The sequence below is a fragment of the Nocardia sp. NPDC051756 genome, from assembly GCF_040681495.1.
GTDB lineage: Bacteria > Actinomycetota > Actinomycetes > Mycobacteriales > Mycobacteriaceae > Nocardia.
On sequence record NZ_JBFAYV010000002.1, the window covers coordinates 1,057,172 to 1,072,008 of the forward strand.

Sequence of the window (14,837 nt, forward strand, 5' to 3'; positions counted from 1 at the left end):
CGCATAACTCACTACCGCCCGGGGGTTAGCGGCAAATTTGCCGAATCTTCGCCGGCTACCTCCGGCCGTTAGCATCTGATGCTTTGACGTCGTCTACATCAGATTGGGGTTTTCTGCTCATGTTCAAGGGCTTCAAAGAGTTCCTGATGCGCGGGAATGTGATCGACCTGGCCGTCGCCGTCGTGATGGGCACCGCGTTCACCGCGGTGGTCACCTCGGTGACCAAGGGCGTGGTCAATCCCCTGCTGGCGGTGTTCGGCAGCCAGAACGAGCTGGGACTCGGCGTTCAGCTGATCGCGGACAAACCCGCGACCTTCATCCAGGTCGGCCCGATCCTCACCGCGTTCATCAACTTCTTCGTGGTCGCCGCCGTGCTGTATTTCGTGCTGATGCTGCCGATGAAGACGATCAAGAACCGCTTCGGCACCACCAAGGCGGCCGAGCCGACCGAGACCGAGCTGCTCATCGAGATCCGCGATCTGCTGGCCGAGCGGCACGACGCGGTGCGCGCCCAGCGGGCGGCCGACCGCGAGGTCGAGAACGACCCCGATCTCGATATCTCCCTGCGGCGCTAGTCAGCGCCAGACCGCACGCACCTCGTCGGCCGCGGCCTTGCCCTGGCGCAGCCCTGCGGTGAACACCACGGGCCAGCTCGACCGGTCGTCGAGGTCCGGGCCGAAGGCGCGCAGCGCGGCGGTGTCCGGGACGATCCGGGCGACCCGCTGCGCGCTCGACGGCACCGTCGTCGGGAACGCGTGGGCCAGCGGTTCGACCAGGATCAGCGTCGAATTGCCTTCGGCCAGATCGGCATTCGAGCCGTTGCGGAGCGCGCCGTCGATGTGGCGGTGCGCGCCGATGGTGACCGGAGCGGCCAGGCCCGGCATCGCGGTGCTCGCCGTGACCACCTGGTGCACCGGTACGCCGTCGGCGCCCTGCCAGACCTTCGGCTCGCCGGAATCTATGTCGACAGTCGGGATGCGCAGCTGGGGGTGCGGCCAATCGCCTTCGCCCACCAGAACTTTCATGCGCTCGAGGCGCGCCTGCTCCGGACTGGTGTGCGCGCGCAACGCGAGCTTGCCGATGCGCTGCAGCTTGCTCGACGAACTGCCCGCGCCGCGCAACACCTCGAAAACCTCCGCCGTCACAACGGGATCCACGATCAGCGGATCGCCGGCCTCGACGGGCAGTTCGGCGTAGGCGTTCAGATCCCGGCCGTCGGCCAGCCCCGCCGCGGCGATGGCGCCGGCCGAGGTGCCGACGAGCAGGTCGGCGTCCGCGAGCTCGATGCGGTTGCGGCGCAAGCCTTCCACGACGCCGAGCAACCAGGCGGTGCCGACCACCCCACCGGGCCCGAGCACCACTGCACGACCACTCACCCTGTCACCCTCCGAACCTCACACCGCGATCTCGATCGAGCTCGAGCCTAGCGGGGCGGGCCAGGTGCGACCGGGGTCGCGGAAACGACCGAGGTGGAGCCGTCCTCGGCGGACATGGTCTTCCAGGTGGCCCAGTCGATGGTCCAGTCGTAGAGATCACCGTCGGCGGCGGACATCTGAATCGAGGTGCCGGTGACTTCCACCGGATCGCCGTAGAGCGCGGTCGGGAAGTACGCCTGGGCATCGGCGGGCGAGAGGTTGATGCAGCCGTTGGTGACGTTCGAAGATCCTTGGGCGCCCACGGATTCCGGGTTCGCGTGGATGAATTCGCCGTTGTTGGAAATTCTTACGGCCCAGCGCTCGCGAACATTGGTGTAGAACGGCGGATTCGACATCAGGAAGTCTTCGTACTTCTCGGTGACCACGTGCAACCCGGAGCGGGTCACGTTGCGCGGCTCGTTGCCCTCGCCGTAGCTGACCGCGAAATCGAAGACGGTCTTGCCGTCGCGGACCACCTGCATCCGGTGGCTCGGCGCGTTGGCCTTCACGATCTGGCTGCGACCGATGCGGAAATCGGTGGTCAGATCGGTGTAGCCGTAGTTGCCGCCGCCGAGATCGAGGCCGTAGAGCTTGGCCGAGACGTGCACGGTGGTGCCGGGCACCCAGTAATCCTTGGGGCGCCAATGCAATCGGGAGCCGTTGTCGTCCGGGAACCAGGCCCAGGCGCCCTCGGTGGGCGGGTCGGTGGTGATGGTCAGCGCCTTCTCCACCGCGGCCTTGTTCTGCACGGAAGCCTTGAACTGCAGGATGATCGGCGCGGCGATGCCGACCTCCTGGTTGTCCGCGATGTTGATGGTCGCCGGGACGGTGTTCTTCGGCGCGAGCGTGCTGAACGTGCCGTCGATCGGGACCGGCTTGCGATCGGTGCCGATCGCGGTGCCCGACCAGGTGTAGGTGGCGTCGTAGCCGAGCGCCTCGCTGATCTTGTAACTGCGCTTGTCCGGGCTGAATTCGCCGGCCACCTGCTTGCCCGCGGCGTTGGTCAGCGCGACCTGATCGAAGGTGCCGTCCGCGACGGTGACCGAGACCGGCGTGGTCGGGTTGACCTTCGTGGCGTTGTTCTCCGGCGCCAAGGTCACCTTGGCGACCGGGCCGGGATCGCGCGGCGTGCTGTTGTTACCACCGCTGCCGCTGCTGCATCCGGCCACCAAGGCGACCACGACGAGTAGCACGGCCGATACAGCGGCGACCGGTCTGCGGATCCCTGGACGGTTGCTCACTTCATCGAATTTACGCGGGCAAACTCGTTCGGTTGGCTAGCGAAAGGTGTGGTGTCCGTTTCACCCGGTTACAACGGCACATCAACCGTCACCGGTTCGGGCTCGAGCCGGATGCCGAATCGCGCGGCCACACCATCGCGCACCGTCCTGGCCAGATCCGCCACCTCCGCGGCGGTCGCGGCACCACGATTCGTGAGCGCAAGGGTGTGTTTCGTGGACAACCGGGCCGGGGCGTCCGGGCCCGGAAAACCCTTGGCGAAGCCGGCCCGTTCGATCAGCCAGCCCGCGGAGAATTTGACCCCGTCCGGCGCCGGATAGGTCGGCACCGTGACATCACCCACATAGGCCGCGATCGCGGCGCGCACCTCGGCCACCCGGTCCTCGGGCACCACCGGGTTGGTGAAGAAGGAGCCCGCGCTCCAGGTGTCGTGGTCGGCCGGATCGAGCACCATGCCCTTGCCCGCGCGCAGGCGCAGCACCGCGTCGCGGACCTCGGCGGCCGGGCGGGATTCGCCGTCGGCGGCGCCGAGCATCGTGGCGAGTTCGCCGTAGCGCAGCGGCGCGCTGTTGCCGGTCGGGTCGAGGGCGAACTCGACGGCCAGCACCAGGGCATCGTCGCGATGCTTGAGCACGCTGGTGCGGTAGCCGAAACCGAGTTCGCCGGGCTCGACCCAGCGGATCTCCCCGGTGTGCCGATCGAGCAGCTGCACCCGGCGCAGCAGGTTCGCCACCTCTGCGCCGTACGCGCCGACGTTCTGCACCGGCGTCGCCCCCGCCGAACCGGGAATCCCGGACAGGCATTCGAGGCCGCCGAGACCCGCCGCGACCGTCGCCGCGACGACCGCGTCCCAATTCGCGCCCGCCTCGGCCAGCACACCGTCCGCGCCGAGTTCGACGCCGTCGGTCGCCACCAGGACCACCACGCCGTCGAAGCCGTCGTCGCTGATCAACAGGTTGGAACCGCCCGCGATGAGCAGCACCGGAATGCCCGCCGCGTCCAGCGCGCGCACCGTCGCCACCAGCGATTCGGTGGTGGTGCATTCGGCGACCGTGGCGGGTCCGCCGACCCGCAGCGTGGTCAACTCGGCCAGCGGCACCGATTCGCGGATCCGGGCGCCGGTGGCGGCCAGCACATCCGACGGCACCACACGTGAAGTTCGCACAGGCAGACGGTAGCGTGTCCGACCATGGCTACACCGCTGGCGTACACGGCCCGCTACTCGCATCCCGCTGCCGCCGTGCGCGCGGCGTTCGCGAACGATCAGTACTGGAAAGACCGCGTCGCCGAGGTCGGTGGGCCGAACGCCCGGCTCGACTCGGTCCAGGTCGACGGCAACCAGATCCGGGTCCAGCTCGTGCAGGCCATCGCCGCCGAGCTGCTGCCCGCCGCGATCACCGCGGTCCGCCCCGGCGACCTGATCATCCCCCGGGTGGAGACCTGGGACGGCGACTCGGCCACCTTCCAGGCGACCGTCGACGGCGCGCCTGCCGAGGTGCGCGGCACCATCACGCTGACCGACGAGGGCGCGGGCTCCACCGCCGCCGCCAACGGCACCATCGAGGTGAAGATCCCGCTGTTCGGCGGCAAGATCGAGTCCGCGATCGCCGAGCACCTGACCGAGGTGCTGAAGAACGAGGAAGAGTTCACCAACACCTGGCTCAACACGCACTGACTCGCGGAACCGAGCGGGAAGTTGTTGCGGCAGCACACTTCCCGCTCTTTCTTTTTGTGGACCACACCGCCGAGCGCGGCCGGGGCGATCCCACCCAGTAATCTCTCGGTCCATGGCCCGTCGACTCGATTACTCCGCGCGCTACCCGTTGCACACCACCAAAGAGCTGTACGCGGCGCTGTCCAGCCGCGACTACTGGGACGCGCGGATGGCCGAGATGCGGAAGTACTCCCCGGGCAACGAGGTGGCGAACTTAGCCGCCGGCGACAGCGGCATCGAGGTCGAGCTGCACCACGTCCTGCCGCGCGAGATGCTGCCGGAGATCGCGCAGGCCGTGATGCGCAAGGACATGATCATCACCCGCAAGGAGACCTACGGGCCGTTCGACGCGGAGGAGGTGACCGGCAAGTACTCCGCCGCGATCCCGGCCGGGCCGGGCAGCCTCGGCGGCACCATCCGCCTGTTCCCCACCGACACCGGCTGCACCATGCGCTTCTCCTCCGAGGCCAAGGTGTTCATCCCGATGGTCGGTCCCCGGCTGGAGCAGCTGATGCTGGTGAACCTGGTCGATCTGTTCCGGGCCGAAGCGGAATTCACGGTGCAGTGGCTGGACGACCATCACCCAACCAGCTGACCAAACCGGTCGGCACCATCACCCGCGGTACCACCGGTGTCAATCGGCTACGGCGCAGCGATCGCTGGCTGATCCACGACGACCTGGTGGCCGGGCGGCTGCGGGCGGCCGCCGACCCGCTGGTCGTCGATCTCGGATACGGCGCGAGCCCGTGGACGACCCTGGAGTTGGCGGGACGGCTGCGCACCGTGCGGCCGGATGTGCGCGTCGTCGGGCTGGAGATCGACCCGGAACGCGTGGTGCCTGGCCGGGACGGCGTGCGCTTCGCCCGCGGCGGATTCGAATTGGCCGGTCTGCGACCGGTTTTGGTGCGCGCGTTCAACGTCCTGCGCCAGTACCCGGAATCCGCGGTGCCCGAGGCCTGGTCGACCATCCTGTCCGGACTCGCGCCCGACGGCGTGCTGATCGACGGCACCTGCGACGAACTCGGCCGCCGCTGCGCCTGGGTCCTGCTCGACCGCTCCGGCCCCCGATCGCTCACCCTCGCCTGGGACCCGTTCACCGTCGAACAGCCCTCCGACATCGCCGAGCGACTACCGAAAGCCTTGATCCACCGCAACATTCCGGGCGAACCCATCCACGCCCTGCTCACCGCCGCCGACCGGGCCTGGGCCCGCGCCGCCCCCCTCGCCCCCTTCGGCCCCCGCATCCGCTGGCGCGCCACCGCCGAATCCCTACGCCAGGAAGGCTTCCCCGTCCGCCCCTACCGGCGGCGCATGCGCGACTGCGTGCTGTCGGTTCCGTGGGCCACGGTCGCCCCGAATCTCGAACCGCCCCAGGCGAATTCGGCTTAGCTCACGCGCCGGTCAGTGCGCGGTAGACCCGTGAGGCCGCGCGGGGGGTGAGAGTGCCACCGGCGGTGCGGATTTCGTCGCTGGTGCAGCGGTTGATGGCGATCGCGTCGGCGACCACCTCGTCCAACGCGGACTGGCCGATGTCCCCCTCGGCCAGGTCGAGCACAGTGCGTAGCGGGGTGGTCACCAGGAATGGACCGGCCGACTCGATCTCGGTGCCGATCAGTGAGCGCCGCAGGACCACTAGTCGCGGGGTCACCGGCGGACGGCCGGAACCCACGGAGAGATGCAGGAATCGGGGGCGTAGTCGGCCGATACCGTGCAACTCGGCCGCGCTGTGGTGCGAGACCGCGGCGGCGCCGTCGAACCAGGCGGCCCACATGGCGTATTCGTCGAGCGGACCGGCGGGCCACTCCGATAGTCGCAACAGGCCGACCCCGGCCCTGGTCACCGAGCCGTCGCCGAGCGCGATCCGCACCCGCGCCTCGCAATGGGTGCGCAAGACCTGCCGAGTGGTGAAGAAACCCGCGTGGCGACCGGCCAATCGGCGCAGCACCCGCCATCCGTGGTCCGCGGAACCGAGGGCGCGGCCCGCCGCATCGCCAGCCATGGTGATCAGGCTACGCTCGATTCTTGTGTCAGACGTCACATTCGAACCCCTCAATGGGCCCTCAGAGACGGCACAGAAACGTGGGGAAGAATCAGCCGCATGAGTACGAAGCCTCCGTCCACCATGACGATCAACCGGCGGGCCCTGCTGATCGCCCTGATCGTGGTAGCGATATTGCTCGCCACGGCCTTGGTCGGCGGCGAGGCGTACGCCAGACACACCGTGTCTCGCTGCATCAGTACGCAATTCGAGAAGGAAATGGGTTCGAAGATCGACGTGAGCTTCGGCGCCAAGCCGATGCTGATCACCTGGTTCGACGGCAAGGTGCCGACGGTGAAGGTGGACAGCGACGACACCAAGTTCGGCCCCGCGGTCGGCATGGTGGTGCACGCCGAGTTCCACGACGTCGAGGTCACCGACAACGGGCGGGGCGGCGGCGTGATCGGCAGCTCCTCGGCCGATGTCACCTGGAACAACGACGGCATCCGGCAGACGCTCGGCGGCCTGGTCAGCGGCGTGAAATCGTCCGCGAGCTCGGGCATGCTGAGCCTGGACGTGCTCGGCGGCCTGGCCCAGTTGCAGGTGAAGCCGGTGATCAAGGGCGGCGTCATCGAGGTGGAGACCAAGTCGGCACAGCTGCTCGGCATGGGCCTGCCCACCGACCTGGTGCAGGGCATCGTCGAGGTGTTCACCAAGAGCTTGCAGGGCTACCCGTACAACATGCAGCCGACCGACGTGAAGGTCACCGACGACGGCATCGCGGTCAAGCTCGCGGGCACCCGCTCGGAGCTGCCCGCCGCCGAGCAGAACGCCGGCGCTACCTGCTCATAGGTCCGAAACGCACTGAACCCCGGATGGTTTCACGCACTGCCGCGTGAAACCATCCGGGGTTCAGACTTTTTCGAATATCAGGCGGGAAACCCGTCGAGCACCTCGCGCGACTTCGACAACCCGAGCCGCGTCGAGCCCGCCGCGATCAGCTCCGCCGCGGCCTCGGCGGTCCGGATGCCACCGCTCGCCTTGACCCCCAGTCGCCCGCCGACGGTCGCGGCCATCAGCTCGACCGCGTGCACGCTGGCGCCGCCCGCGGGGTGAAAACCCGTGGAGGTCTTCACGAAATTCGCGCCCGCGCGTTCGGCGACCCGGCAGACCTCGACGATCGCCTCGTCCGGCAGCGCGGCCGCCTCGATGATCACCTTGAGCACGGCGCGATCCCCCATCGCCTCGCGCACCGTCAGGATGTCGGCGAGCACCGCGTTGTAGTCGCCCGCGAGCGCCGCGCCGACATCGATGACCATGTCCACCTCGGCCGCGCCCTGGTCCACCGCGAGCCGCGCCTCGGCGCCCTTGACGAGCGAATGATGTTTGCCGGACGGGAATCCGGCGACCGTCGCCACCACCAGCCCCGGCGCCTGCACCGGCAGCATCGACGGCGAGACGCAGACGGCCAGCACCCCCAGCTCGCGGGCTTCGTAGATCAGCGCGGCGACGTCGTCGGGGGTCGCCCCCGGCGCCAGCAGTGTGTGATCGATCATGGCGGCCACTTCGGCCCTGGTCGGTGACGCGGAACTTGCCATGAGCTGAGAGTCTGGCACACCTGTGGCGAATTCCGTTGCGCGCCTGGTGACCCTTCCCGCACACTCGTACCTGGTGCCAGATCGCCGGTAGTGACGAAGCGGTCGACTGATTACCGTGTGCCGGATGGACCCCTACTTGGTTCGGGAGGAGACGACACCGTGCTGATCCGTCGCGAACGTGCCGACGATATCGCCGGAATCGCGGCGGTACATCGCAGCGCGTTCGGTCCGCACCACCCCGACGGCGACCTGACCGAGCTCACCGGTGAACCGCCGGCCGAGGACGGCGTCGACCCGCCGGAAGCCGATCTGGTCGCCCGGTTGCGCAGTGATCCAGGCTGGATCCCGACCCTCTCGATGGTCGCGGTGGAGTACCAAACCGTCATCGGCCACGTGTGCCTGACCAGAGCGAGCATCGGCCCGTTCCCGGTCCTGGCGCTCGGCCCGATCGGCGTGCTCGCCGAACACCAGCGCACCGGTGTCGGCTCGGCCCTCATGCACGCGGCGCTCGGCGCCGCCGACGCGCTCGACGAGCCGCTCGTCTGCCTGCTCGGCCACCTCGACTACTACCCCCAGTTCGGCTTCGTCCCCGCAGCCCGCCTCGGCATCACGCCGGACGATCCGTCCTGGGTGTCCCACTTCCAAGTCCGCGCGCTCAGCGCCTATGACCCGCGCATCACCGGCGAATTCCACTACGCCGAACCGTTTTACGAACTCTGAGGCTCCCCGGCCTCTTCGAGACTTCAGGCGGAGCTCAATCGTCCGGGGTGACCTGGAAGGATGGGTTTCATGAGTGCCGCTCTACCCGCCCTGGACGACCGCCGATTCGTGCTGACCCTCGGCTGTCCCGACCGGCCGGGCATCATCGCCCGGATCACCTCGTTCATCGCCGAGTTCGGCGGCTCGATCGTGGAGGCGGGTTACCACTCCGATGCCGACAGCGGCTGGTTCTTCACCCGCCAGGCGATCAAGGCCTCGACCGTGCCGTTCGGGCTCGCCGAACTACGCGACCGATTCGCCGCGGTGGCCGCCGAGCTGGGCCCGGAGACGGAATGGCAGCTGCTCGATTCCGGCGCCCGCCGCCGGGCCGTGCTGCTGGTCAGCAAGGACGGACACTGCCTGCACGATCTGCTCGGGCGCGCGGCCAGCGGCGAGTTGCCCGCCACCATCGAGGCGGTGATCGGCAATCACCCCGATCTGGCCGAGATGACCGAGGCGCACGGCGTGAAGTTCCATCACGTCCAGTTCCCGAAGGACCCGGCCGAGCGCGGCCCGGCCTTCGCCGAGGTCCGTTCGCTGGTCGACTCGCACAACCCGGACGCCGTGGTGCTCGCCCGATTCATGCAGGTGCTGCCGCCGGAACTGTGCGCGCACTGGACCGGCCGGGCGATCAACATCCACCACAGCTTCCTGCCGTCGTTCGTCGGCGCCCGCCCGTACCACCAGGCCTTCGCCCGCGGCGTGAAACTGATCGGCGCCACCTGCCACTACGTCACGGCAGAACTGGACGCGGGGCCGATCATCGAGCAGGACGTGAGCCGTATCGACCACGCCGACGACGTGCGCGACATGGTCCGGCAGGGCCGCGACATCGAACGCGTCGTGCTGGCCCGCGGCCTGCGCTGGCACCTGGAAGGCCGGGTGCTCGTGCACGGCCGGCGCACGGTCGTGTTCACCTGAGCTGAACGTCAGCCCGCGATCTCGGTGCGCAGCCGCACCGATTCGAGCACGTGGCCCAGCTCCTCGTTGAACTGCTCGAACGCCTCGGTGTTGCCGAGATGTCCGGTCGGGAGCGTGGTGAACCGGGCCAGACTGCCAGTCTCCCTGAGCATTTGGGCGATCCGCTCGGAATGGACCACGGGGGTCATGTCGTCGAACTCACCGGCGATCACCGTGGTCGGCACCACCAGGTTGCGCGCGGCCTCGCCCACGTTCATGTCGGCGAGCAACCGGCCGAACCTGGCGCGTACCACCGCGGGACACGAGCGCACGATGGCCATGCTGTAGTCGAGCAGGTCGCCCTTGGCCTTCGTGGTCATGATCGAGCGCGCGAACAGCCAGCGCATCGGCGCGATGGGCGGGAAGACCAGCGGCGCGCCGAGTCCGAAGCGGCCGAACAGGAACGGCAGCGGAACCTTCAGCTCCAGCAGCCGCATCGGCCGGTTCAGCAGCGGGATCACGGTGGTCTCGAAGACCAGCCGATCGGGTGCGGTATTGGTCAGCAGCACCGCGAGCGCCTGCTTGGCGACCCGGTCGGCATAGCGTCCGGCCCAAGCCTGCAAGGTCATGCCGCCGAGACTGTGGCCGACCAGGACGGCCCGCTGGCCGGGGCGCAGCGTCGCGTCGAGCACGGCGGCCAGGTCGGCGGCGAGCAGATCCATGCTCAGCGCACTGTCGCCGCGCTCGCTCTCGCCGTGCCCGCGCTGGTCGTAGGCGACCACCCGGTACTCGCCGGCGAAGGCGTTGATCTGCGCGTTCCAGTATTCGATGCAGCAGCTCCAGCCGTGCACCAGCACGATCACCGGCCGGTCGGCGGGTCCGTAGGCGTGCACGCGCAGCCGGGCGCCGTCCTTGGTGATCACCGGGATCACCTCGGGCGCGATCGCGGGCGGGTTGAACGCGGTGGTCGCGTAGGTACGCGAGCGCAGGTTTGCGCGGTGTGCGTCGAGCTTCCCGCGAAGCTGTTCCGGGAAGTTCACCAACGCAGTCGGCAGCAGGGCACGCATCGGACACTCCTTTGTGTTACTGCTAGATACAGTAACTCCGATGCGCGCTGCTAGCTAGTGCTAGCACTCGAAAAGTTATCGAGTATTCGACGTCCGACGCTTACCCGGGGCCGAAATCCGCCCGCCCACCTGGCCGGGACGCGATACCGCTACCAGCGCGGACCCCGCTGAATTTCGTCGACCTTCGGCCGCACGTCGGCCAGATAGATGCCGGTGGCGATGATGGCGATGAACGAGAGCAGGCCGAGGCCGGCCGGCGAGAGCAGCAACAAGACCACCGCGACCCCGAGGATGGCCAGCCAGATCTGCTTGGTCAGCTTGTCCACCGCGGTGAACGCGTCCGGACGCTGCCGCACCGCGTGGATCAGCGCGAAGATCGTCGCGCCGAGCGCCGCCAGCCACAGCACGAGCAGGATCATCCCGGTCAATCCGTGCACCATATTCACCTGTCCCATCATACGAGCAACGCCCCTGCACACCAGGGTGTGCAGGGGCGTTGCCGGGTAGAACTCCGATACCGGTGCCGCCCTTGATAAATCAGCGGTCAGGACGGCCGGTGCAGCGGGTGGATCAAGCCTTCTTCGGCGCGGCCTTCTTGGCCGGAGCCTTCTTGGCCGGGGCCTTCTTCGGGGCCGGCGCGACATCCTCGACCGGGGTGCCGTTGACCTCGGGGGCGGGGGTGGTCTCGGTGGTCACCGTGACGACCTCGGCGTCGACGACCGGCGCGACAACCGTTTCGTCCTCGACCTTGGCCGGGCGGCCGAGCAGGCCGTTGACCCGGCCCAGCACGTCTTCGGCGCGGGTCGCGGCGTCCTTGTACAGGCCCTCGACGCGCTCGATCTGCTCCTCGACCAGGTGGTTGGCGCGCAGCCGCTCCACCGTCTCCTCGCCGCGCACGGCGAGATCGGCGTAGATGTCGAGCACCTGGTGGTAGTACTTGTCGGCCAGCGTGCGCAGTTCCTCGGGGGTGAACTTCTCGCGCAGCTCGGCGAGGTCCTCCGGCAGTTCCGAGGGCAGTCCGGCCAGCCGCTCGCGCAGCGTCTCGAACTGGGCCTGCACATCGGCGGGCACGTTGGCGAAGCGCTCACGGGCCTCTTCGACCCGGGCGGAGACGTCGGTGGACGCGGCGCGCTCACGCACCTGGGTGACGACATCGGTCACGGCGGCGTAGATGGCATCGCCAGCGCCGACGGTCGCGAGCAGCGGCTTGGTCACGGTCGGGTTGGTCTTCTCGGTCATGGTATTTCGTTCTCCTGGCGTGGCGGAGTTTCAGTTGGTGTGCGCGGAACGACGCTGTCCCCATCCCCCCCGGGCTCGTTCCCTCCGTTTTCCCGGCGAAACGATTCATAGATTTCGAGCAGCACCTGCTTCTGCCGTTCGCTGACAGACGTATCGGCGAGCAGGGCATCCCGCACCGGGCTGTGTGGCCGCTGTTCGAGATAGCCGGCCCGGACGTACAACACCTCCGACGACACCCGCAGTGCCTTGGCGATCTGCGCGAGTACCTCGGCGGACGGATTGCGCAATCCGCGCTCGATCTGGCTGAGGTACGGATTGCTCACTCCCGCAAGGGTGGCGAGCTGACGCAGCGAGACTTGCGCGGCCTCTCGCTGTGCCCTGATGAAGCCTCCGATGTCGTGCGCCGCATCTAACACGCGGGCCGCTTTTTCTCCGACGCCGGTCGATTGCTCGGCCGAACTATCGGTGTACTCGGCGGAAACCTCGGGCTGGTCTGCCATCACTCACCTTCTGGCGGTTGTACGAGTTCAATTCTAGGGCAGGGTGCTAACTATTGCAAGCAGTCTGCTAGCACCCTCTCGGCAAACATCCGGCGCGCTATGTCTCAGCCACCGAACATCAGTTGCGAAATTGTGTAAATCACCAGGCCCGCAAGCGAACCGACGACCGTTCCGTTGATGCGGATGAATTGCAGGTCACGCCCGACCTGCAATTCGATCTTCTTGCTTGCCTCGTCCGCATCCCACCTGGCAACCGTATCGGTGACCAGCGTGCTGATCTCCCCGGCGTAGTTCCCGACGAGATACCTTGCCCCCCGGTCGATCCAGCCGTCCACCTTCGCGCGCATATCCGCGTCGTCCCGCAACCGTTCGCCGAGTTGCTGCACGTTCTCGCCGACCTTACGCCGCAACGTGCTGTTCGGATCGTCCGCCGATTCCAAGATCAATCGTTTGGCCGCGCGCCAGGTCGCCGAGGCCATGCCGGTGATTTCGTCGCGGCCCATGATCTGCGCCTTGATCCGCTCCGCCTTCTTGATCATCGCGTCGTCGTGTTGCAGATCGTCGGCGAATTCCTCGAGAAAGCGATTCGCGGCCAGCCGCACCTCGTGCTCGGGGTTCGACCGCACCTTCCAGGTGAACTCGACGAGTTCGCGATAGATCCGTTCGGAAAGCAAAATGTTGACGAATTTCGGCGCCCATTGCGGTGCATCGCGCAAGACGATCCGGTCGATCGTCTCCTGCGAACCGAGCGCCCACTGGTGCGCCCGCTCGGCGAGCAGGTCCAGCAGCACCAGCTGCCGGTTGTCCGCGAGCAACTCCGAGAGCACCCGCCCGATCGGCGGACCCCAGAGCGGTTCGGCGATCCGCTTGACGATCGTCTGGTCGATGATCTGCTCGACGTCCTCGTCGCGCAGCACGTCGACCACCGCGCGCAGCAGCGTCGAACTCTCCTCGGCCACCCGCGCGGCATGCCCGGGATCGGCCATCCACTTGCCGACCCGCCAGGAGATCTGCGCCGAGGTCACCTTCGCCGAAACCACCTCGGGGGAAAGGAAGTTGGTGCCGACGAAGGTGCCGAGGCTCTCACCCAGCTGGTCTTTCTTCTTCCGGATGATCGCGGTGTGCGGAATCGGCAGGCCGAGCGGATGCCGGAACAGCGCGGTGACGGCGAACCAGTCGGCCAGCGCGCCGACCATGCCCGCCTCCGACGCCGCGCGCACGTAGTCCACCCAGCCACCGCCGCTGCCCCGCGATTCCAGCCAGCGACAGAACAGATAGATCGCCGTTGCCACCGCGAGTAGCCCGGTGGCCAGCGCCTTCATTCGCCAGAGGTCGCGGCGCTTGCTTTCCTCGTCGAGCACGGCGGCGAAGCCGAGGGGCGCGGCGGCCGCGGGCGCCGGGGGCGTTTCCAGGACCGCGATGTTGCCGGGAGCTTTCTCCATGTCCTCCATTCTGCTGTGCCGGAGCGTCTGCCCGCCTGAGGCGCGGAAGATGTGCAACCCGTCGCATCCCTGCCCAAACGCGCATATCACCAGCGACCGGGACCTAAGCTGGTGGTCCGAGGAGAAACCGACCAACTAAGGAGCCCACGCTGTCCACCGATGACCTTGTCGACGTCGGCGAGCTCGCCGACCGACCGGCGGCGGTGCGCACCGGCCGACAGGATGGCCGCAAACGCCGTTGGCGCCAGCACAAGATCGACCGCCGCGAGGAACTCGTCGACGGCACGCTTGCCGCTGTCCGAGCCCGCGGCTCCAATGCCGGGATGGACGAGATCGCCGCCGAGATCGGCGTCTCCAAAACCGTCCTCTACCGGTACTTCTCCGATAAGAACGACCTGGTCCACGCGACCATGCAGCGGTTCATCGAGACCACCCTGATGCCCAGGGTCTACGGCGCGATCAGCCTGGACGCGGACGAGTATCAGCTGGTCCGCTCGGCGCTGGCCGAGTACGTCGGCACGGTCGACGAGGACCCCGAGGTCTATCGCTTCATCATGGGCAACGGCTCGGCCGATCAGTCCTCGCTGGCCGAATTCGAGAAGCTGTTCGCCGAGGTGGTGGCCGCGGTCATCATCGATCGCGCGACCGAGAAGGGCATTCAGACCGACGGCGCCATGCTGTGGTCCTACGTCCTGGTCGGCGGAATCCAGTTGGCCACGCACTGGTGGACCACGAACAAGACCATGTCCCGCGAAGAAGTGATCGACTACCTGACCATGATGGCCTGGAGCGCGATCGACGGGATGGCGCGTGCTAACGGCTCCGCCGAGGTGTTCAACGCGCAGCCGCATGTGCTGCCCTCACCCGGCGCGAACTCGGCTAACTGATCAAACGCCCGACTTCCTGGGTGCTAGCTGGGGTGCTAGCAAAAGTGTGACGAGGGGCTCGACTTTGCCGCGCGGTTGGCTACTCTGAACCCGAGCGGT

At 67.8% G+C, this 14,837-nt stretch carries 18 protein-coding genes; 8 read left to right on the forward strand and 10 right to left on the reverse strand.

Annotated features, from left to right (window positions below):
* The first annotated feature begins 119 nt into the window (after window positions 1-119).
* Complete coding sequence (gene mscL / locus AB0M22_RS11010; RefSeq protein WP_364724101.1) at window positions 120-575, forward strand: large conductance mechanosensitive channel protein MscL; 456 nt, start codon at window positions 120-122, stop codon at window positions 573-575.
* On the opposite strand, the gene AB0M22_RS11015 is transcribed toward mscL, so the two are convergent.
* The 3 genes from AB0M22_RS11015 to AB0M22_RS11025 all read right to left on the reverse strand — a co-directional run bounded on the left by AB0M22_RS11015 (window position 576) and on the right by AB0M22_RS11025 (window position 3,819).
* Window positions 576-1,376, reverse strand: a complete 801-nt coding sequence (locus AB0M22_RS11015; protein ID WP_364723650.1) for a patatin-like phospholipase family protein — start codon at window positions 1,374-1,376, stop codon at window positions 576-578.
* A 47-nt stretch (window positions 1,377-1,423) separates the two neighbouring features.
* Window positions 1,424-2,656 (reverse strand): Ig-like domain-containing protein, encoded by a 1,233-nt coding sequence (locus AB0M22_RS11020; RefSeq protein WP_364723652.1) that lies wholly within the window; start codon window positions 2,654-2,656, stop codon window positions 1,424-1,426.
* A gap of 68 nt (window positions 2,657-2,724) precedes the next feature.
* On the reverse strand, window positions 2,725-3,819 hold the full coding sequence (locus tag AB0M22_RS11025; protein ID WP_364723654.1) for a UDP-N-acetylmuramate dehydrogenase: 1,095 nt from the start codon (window positions 3,817-3,819) through the stop codon (window positions 2,725-2,727).
* 24 nt (window positions 3,820-3,843) lie between these two features.
* Here AB0M22_RS11025 and AB0M22_RS11030 point away from each other — a divergent pair, with 24 nt between their 5' ends.
* The 3 genes from AB0M22_RS11030 (at window position 3,844) to AB0M22_RS11040 (ending at window position 5,757) form a co-directional block, all read left to right on the forward strand.
* Window positions 3,844-4,329, forward strand: a complete 486-nt coding sequence (locus tag AB0M22_RS11030) for a DUF2505 domain-containing protein (RefSeq protein ID WP_364723657.1) — start codon at window positions 3,844-3,846, stop codon at window positions 4,327-4,329.
* 112 nt (window positions 4,330-4,441) lie between these two features.
* A complete protein-coding gene (locus tag AB0M22_RS11035) occupies window positions 4,442-4,963 on the forward strand; it encodes a DUF2505 domain-containing protein (RefSeq protein WP_364723659.1) in 522 nt (173 codons plus the stop codon).
* Window positions 4,933-5,757: a class I SAM-dependent methyltransferase gene (locus tag AB0M22_RS11040; protein ID WP_364723662.1), complete on the forward strand. Its 825-nt coding sequence runs from the start codon at window positions 4,933-4,935 to the stop codon at window positions 5,755-5,757. Before AB0M22_RS11035 ends, AB0M22_RS11040 begins: the two co-directional genes overlap by 31 nt.
* A 1-nt stretch (window position 5,758) precedes the next feature.
* Here AB0M22_RS11040 and AB0M22_RS11045 read toward each other — a convergent pair whose 3' ends face one another.
* Window positions 5,759-6,367: a hypothetical protein gene (locus AB0M22_RS11045; protein ID WP_364723665.1), complete on the reverse strand. Its 609-nt coding sequence runs from the start codon at window positions 6,365-6,367 to the stop codon at window positions 5,759-5,761.
* Between the two features lie 99 nt (window positions 6,368-6,466).
* Between AB0M22_RS11045 and AB0M22_RS11050 the strand changes: the two genes are divergently transcribed.
* Window positions 6,467-7,198 carry a DUF2993 domain-containing protein gene (locus AB0M22_RS11050; RefSeq protein ID WP_364723667.1) on the forward strand — a complete coding sequence of 244 codons (732 nt, stop codon included), beginning with the start codon at window positions 6,467-6,469 and terminating at the stop codon, window positions 7,196-7,198.
* 77 nt (window positions 7,199-7,275) lie between these two features.
* On the opposite strand, the gene deoC is transcribed toward AB0M22_RS11050, so the two are convergent.
* On the reverse strand, window positions 7,276-7,944 hold the full coding sequence (deoC, locus tag AB0M22_RS11055) for a deoxyribose-phosphate aldolase (RefSeq protein ID WP_364723669.1): 669 nt from the start codon (window positions 7,942-7,944) through the stop codon (window positions 7,276-7,278).
* Between the two features lie 159 nt (window positions 7,945-8,103).
* Between deoC and AB0M22_RS11060 the strand changes: the two genes are divergently transcribed.
* Window positions 8,104-8,664: an N-acetyltransferase gene (locus AB0M22_RS11060; RefSeq protein WP_364723671.1), complete on the forward strand. Its 561-nt coding sequence runs from the start codon at window positions 8,104-8,106 to the stop codon at window positions 8,662-8,664.
* Window positions 8,665-8,733: 69 nt separating this feature from the next.
* Window positions 8,734-9,624, forward strand: coding sequence for a formyltetrahydrofolate deformylase (purU, locus tag AB0M22_RS11065; protein ID WP_364723674.1), 891 nt, complete (start codon window positions 8,734-8,736; stop codon window positions 9,622-9,624).
* An 8-nt stretch (window positions 9,625-9,632) separates the two neighbouring features.
* On the opposite strand, the gene AB0M22_RS11070 is transcribed toward purU, so the two are convergent.
* The 5 genes from AB0M22_RS11070 to AB0M22_RS11090 form a co-directional block, all read right to left on the reverse strand.
* The gene (locus AB0M22_RS11070; RefSeq protein ID WP_364723677.1) at window positions 9,633-10,670 is read right to left on the reverse strand and encodes an alpha/beta hydrolase; all 1,038 of its coding nucleotides are present in this window, start codon (window positions 10,668-10,670) and stop codon (window positions 9,633-9,635) included.
* Between the two features lie 149 nt (window positions 10,671-10,819).
* The gene (locus AB0M22_RS11075; RefSeq protein WP_150399860.1) at window positions 10,820-11,125 is read right to left on the reverse strand and encodes a DUF2516 family protein; all 306 of its coding nucleotides are present in this window, start codon (window positions 11,123-11,125) and stop codon (window positions 10,820-10,822) included.
* A 115-nt stretch (window positions 11,126-11,240) separates the two neighbouring features.
* Complete coding sequence (locus AB0M22_RS11080; RefSeq protein ID WP_364723681.1) at window positions 11,241-11,909, reverse strand: heparin-binding hemagglutinin; 669 nt, start codon at window positions 11,907-11,909, stop codon at window positions 11,241-11,243.
* Window positions 11,906-12,409, reverse strand: a complete 504-nt coding sequence (locus tag AB0M22_RS11085) for a helix-turn-helix transcriptional regulator (RefSeq protein WP_364723684.1) — start codon at window positions 12,407-12,409, stop codon at window positions 11,906-11,908. The genes AB0M22_RS11080 and AB0M22_RS11085 overlap by 4 nt, the downstream gene beginning before the upstream one ends.
* Before the next feature lie 104 nt (window positions 12,410-12,513).
* Window positions 12,514-13,851: a DUF445 family protein gene (locus tag AB0M22_RS11090; RefSeq protein ID WP_150399862.1), complete on the reverse strand. Its 1,338-nt coding sequence runs from the start codon at window positions 13,849-13,851 to the stop codon at window positions 12,514-12,516.
* Window positions 13,852-14,054: 203 nt separating this feature from the next.
* Between AB0M22_RS11090 and AB0M22_RS11095 the strand changes: the two genes are divergently transcribed.
* A complete protein-coding gene (locus AB0M22_RS11095; protein ID WP_364723687.1) occupies window positions 14,055-14,738 on the forward strand; it encodes a TetR/AcrR family transcriptional regulator in 684 nt (227 codons plus the stop codon).
* Window positions 14,739-14,837 lie beyond the last annotated feature (99 nt).

Bases quoted from the DNA above. Each gene is read 5' to 3' on its own strand.
- mscL (WP_364724101.1), top strand. From the start codon at position 120: ATGTTCAAGGGCTTCAAAGAGTTCCTGATGCGCGGGAATGTGATCGAC.
- AB0M22_RS11030 (WP_364723657.1), top strand. From the start codon at position 3,844: ATGGCTACACCGCTGGCGTACACGGCCCGCTACTCGCATCCCGCTGCC.
- AB0M22_RS11035 (WP_364723659.1), top strand. From the start codon at position 4,442: ATGGCCCGTCGACTCGATTACTCCGCGCGCTACCCGTTGCACACCACC.
- AB0M22_RS11045 (WP_364723665.1), bottom strand. From the start codon at position 6,367: ATGGCTGGCGATGCGGCGGGCCGCGCCCTCGGTTCCGCGGACCACGGA.
- AB0M22_RS11050 (WP_364723667.1), top strand. From the start codon at position 6,467: ATGAGTACGAAGCCTCCGTCCACCATGACGATCAACCGGCGGGCCCTG.
- deoC (WP_364723669.1), bottom strand. From the start codon at position 7,944: ATGGCAAGTTCCGCGTCACCGACCAGGGCCGAAGTGGCCGCCATGATC.
- purU (WP_364723674.1), top strand. From the start codon at position 8,734: ATGAGTGCCGCTCTACCCGCCCTGGACGACCGCCGATTCGTGCTGACC.
- AB0M22_RS11070 (WP_364723677.1), bottom strand. From the start codon at position 10,670: ATGCGTGCCCTGCTGCCGACTGCGTTGGTGAACTTCCCGGAACAGCTT.
- AB0M22_RS11075 (WP_150399860.1), bottom strand. From the start codon at position 11,125: ATGGGACAGGTGAATATGGTGCACGGATTGACCGGGATGATCCTGCTC.
- AB0M22_RS11080 (WP_364723681.1), bottom strand. From the start codon at position 11,909: ATGACCGAGAAGACCAACCCGACCGTGACCAAGCCGCTGCTCGCGACC.
- AB0M22_RS11085 (WP_364723684.1), bottom strand. From the start codon at position 12,409: ATGGCAGACCAGCCCGAGGTTTCCGCCGAGTACACCGATAGTTCGGCC.
- AB0M22_RS11090 (WP_150399862.1), bottom strand. From the start codon at position 13,851: ATGGAGAAAGCTCCCGGCAACATCGCGGTCCTGGAAACGCCCCCGGCG.